This is a genomic window from Candidatus Ruminimicrobium bovinum (genome assembly GCF_902760015.1).
GTDB lineage: Bacteria > Elusimicrobiota > Endomicrobiia > Endomicrobiales > Endomicrobiaceae > Ruminimicrobium > Ruminimicrobium bovinum.
Map to the genome: position 1 here is coordinate 1 of NZ_CACWEU010000196.1, position 3229 is coordinate 3229.

The 3229-nt window shown below is 26.6% G+C and carries 5 protein-coding genes; 1 reads left to right on the forward strand and 4 read right to left on the reverse strand.

Translation table 11 applies throughout. The features are described 5' to 3' along the window. Positions 1-326 precede the first annotated feature (326 nt). The 4 genes from ACMUOV_RS06575 to ACMUOV_RS06590 all read right to left on the reverse strand — a co-directional run bounded on the left by ACMUOV_RS06575 (position 327) and on the right by ACMUOV_RS06590 (position 2440). Complete coding sequence (locus ACMUOV_RS06575) at positions 327-1175, reverse strand: hypothetical protein (RefSeq protein ID WP_413854307.1); 849 nt, start codon at positions 1173-1175, stop codon at positions 327-329. Positions 1176-1272: 97 nt separating this feature from the next. Continuing rightward, positions 1273-1779, reverse strand: a complete 507-nt coding sequence (locus ACMUOV_RS06580; protein WP_413854311.1) for a UvrD-helicase domain-containing protein — start codon at positions 1777-1779, stop codon at positions 1273-1275. A gap of 6 nt (positions 1780-1785) precedes the next feature. After that, positions 1786-1962 carry a hypothetical protein gene (locus ACMUOV_RS06585; protein WP_413854308.1) on the reverse strand — a complete coding sequence of 59 codons (177 nt, stop codon included), beginning with the start codon at positions 1960-1962 and terminating at the stop codon, positions 1786-1788. A gap of 7 nt (positions 1963-1969) precedes the next feature. Further along, positions 1970-2440 carry a nuclease-related domain-containing protein gene (locus ACMUOV_RS06590; protein ID WP_413854309.1) on the reverse strand — a complete coding sequence of 157 codons (471 nt, stop codon included), beginning with the start codon at positions 2438-2440 and terminating at the stop codon, positions 1970-1972. Between the two features lie 137 nt (positions 2441-2577). Between ACMUOV_RS06590 and ACMUOV_RS06595 the strand changes: the two genes are divergently transcribed. Next, positions 2578-3229: AAA family ATPase (locus ACMUOV_RS06595; protein WP_413854310.1), on the forward strand; the 652-nt coding region annotated here is incomplete at its 3' end.

Here is a 3229-nt window from a genome sequence, read left to right on the forward strand (position 1 = left end):
GTTTCGTAATGAATGCAATTTTTATTTTTATAACTACAATACCAACCGTTTTTATTATGTTTTTGTTTACCATAACGGCTTCTTTTAAATCCCATATTTATTCCTCCTATTTTTATTTTCCCTTGCACTTAATAAAAAACATTGGCAAATTGTGACATTGATTCATAAACACATTAATTTTTTCAATGTTTTTCATACTCCCAAAAAAAGCAACAAAAAGGATATAAACATTCCAAATTTTTCATTGCTACATGATTTTAGTACATAAAAAACAAAAAAAAGTAGCTTATTAGGCTACTTTTTATAGAAAGATTTTTATTTTAAATTTAATTGAACAATCTGCTATTTTCTTGAAAAAAAGAGTCTATTTCTTTAACTTCCGCAGCATTAACAATTGTCAAATTTTTAATTCCTCTTGATAAGCCGGTATACAACAACTCAAAAATGGTATTAATAGGTAAATCGGTATATACTTTCCCGCCTTTATAAATCGGAGATATAACTAATACCAAATAAGGAATTTCAAAACCTTTAAAGCTGTGTATTGTTGAAATTTTTAACAAAGAAGAATTAGGATAAAAATTAAATTTAAAAGGTCTGTCGGCTTTTTCTACTCTTTTTTCTCTGATATCTTTATCCAACATTTTTAAAAAATCGGAAGAATCTTTTGTAATAAATTTGTTCTCTCTGTATTTTTTAAATTCTTTTACAATATCGTTTTCAAAACAGGAATCTTTTTCCAATTGAGATAATATCGTTTCAAATTTATTTCCCTTCATATCTACACCTTTTTCTTTCAAAACGTTAATATACTTTTTAAAAGCATCTTTTACAGATAAGTTTTTAAAGTATTTTTCTTTTTTCAATCTGTTTTTTATTTTTGAACGGTATTCTTTTTGCAGAAAAGAAGTTGTTGTATACTCTTTTGTCTTTTTTCTTAAATTATAATCAAAATTAAACAAATAATTTTGAGTATTGGAAACAAAAGCAATCTCGTTCGGATGAATTTTTTTTGTTCTGAAATCATCATAAATATTCAACAAAGTTTCCGTTAATTTGTTATAGTTAACTTTTTTATATTTTATATCAACCAAATTTAATTCTGTTTGAGAAGATTTTTTTAAATCATTCTGTGACTCAATGGGAATAACATTGTATTTAGCGGAAAAAAACATTTTTGCAAATGAATTTAACAGTTCTACAATATTATTACTTACAAATCTGTATCCTTTTGTTAACGATTGGTTCCATCTGCCAGGGGAATTTGGAATTTTAGGCTTTATCTCTGCTGTCTACGGCCCTGTCGTAAATATTCTGTTTGGGATCGGCAACAATAAACAACTCTCCGTCGGTTTTCAAAAAATATTTATTTAAAATTTGAAACCAACTTTCATTATAATCTTGTGCTTCATCAATAAAAACAGCATCATATTTTTTTGTTTGTACTCCAATTGTTTTGAAAGCATTAACATCATTAAAAAAATCCAAATCTCCTGTGATATTTTTCTTATCGACATAATCAATAACGGCGGTTTTTATAAATTGATGATAATTTAAGACAGTAACGGAATCTTTATTCTTTTTATATGTTATCGGCAATATTTCTCTTATTCTGTCTCTTATATAATTAATCAAAGAAATATTGTAAGTTAATATTAATATGTGAGAATTCCAATTGCTGTTTTCCAAAAAATTAACAGCTCTTTTTGCCAGAACAAGCGTTTTTCCCGCTCCTGCAGCTCCGTAAATTTTTTGTCTCTTATTCTTATTATCAATTATTTCCTGTTATTGTTTGGAATATGAAATATTTATTCTTTTTTGAAAATCCAACGGTTGTAAAAATCTGGTAAGTGTATCATATTCTTTTTCCTGTAACGGCAATATGCCGTTTAAGTTCATTGAAAAACATTTTTCAAAATCCGTATTGTCTGAATCCGAAAACAAATATTCCGTATATTTCAAATCTTTATCACCGGATAAACACTTTTGTTCCCTGTTTTTTTAAATCTTTATTTTTTGTAATATTATGAAAATATACAACATTTTTTATCAAACCGTAATTTTTTTCATCCTGTACAAGTCTGATTGCCAATTCCGGACATAATAATTCATAAAAACATCTTTTATAATTGGAAACTTGTCTGAAAGGAAACTTTTGATAAACATTATTATCTCTTTTTAATTGCCATCCGTTTTTTGTTATATTGTAGTGTTTTAAATGATAATCTTTTACTTCCACAATCCATACTTTACAATTCTTTTCCAACACAATAATATCCGGATGTAATCCGTTAATATTCGGTTGAATATAAATCTCTACATTTCTGTCTTTTTTATTTTGAAAAAAATTAACAAGTTTATTTATTATACTTTTTTCACCGGGCATTAACTCGGTTTTAAAGTTATTCATTTCTTCTTTGCTCGGATATTGTGTTATCATAATAAATCTCCTTTATTTTTATTATTTACATTTATATATACTGATAAAAAACAGAAAACTTGCACTTTTTTTATATTTTTTAATTTGTAGCTTGTCAGGCTACTTTTTTCGAAAGATTTTTCTTATAATAAAGTTATATGGATAATTACAAATTAAATAATCAACACATTGAAATTACAGATGAATTTCAAGCTTTATATAACGAAATTTTAAGCAACCCAAACAAAAACTTTTTTATTACCGGTCAGGCAGGTACTGGCAAAACCATGTTTTTGAGATGGTTTAGAGATAAAGTCAGCAGCACAAAAAACATTGCTGTTGTTGCTCCAACCGGTCTTGCAGCAATAAATGTACAGGGTGAAACAATCCACAAATTCTTTAAACTGAACATTGCCGTTAAAGATGACGGTTATATGGAAACATTATCTTACAGAATAAACAAATTTCAAAATTTCGAACCGTTGAAAAATAAGATTAACCATTTGGATATACTCATAATAGACGAAATATCCATGGTACGGGCAGACACTTTTAAAACCATAGAACACCTTTTATATAACAAAAATGTCCAATTAATACTGTTTGGTGATATATGTCAGCTTCCGCCGATATTAACATCAAATAAAGATAAAAATTTAATTAAAGAATTAAATATGAGCGAAAAAGAAATATTTTTATCGTTATACAAAAACAACTATCATAAAACAGACTTTGAACCGAGATTTTTCTTTTCGTATTACAAAAACAAAGACGGTTATAAAAGTTTTTTTGATAAATTTAATATCCGAA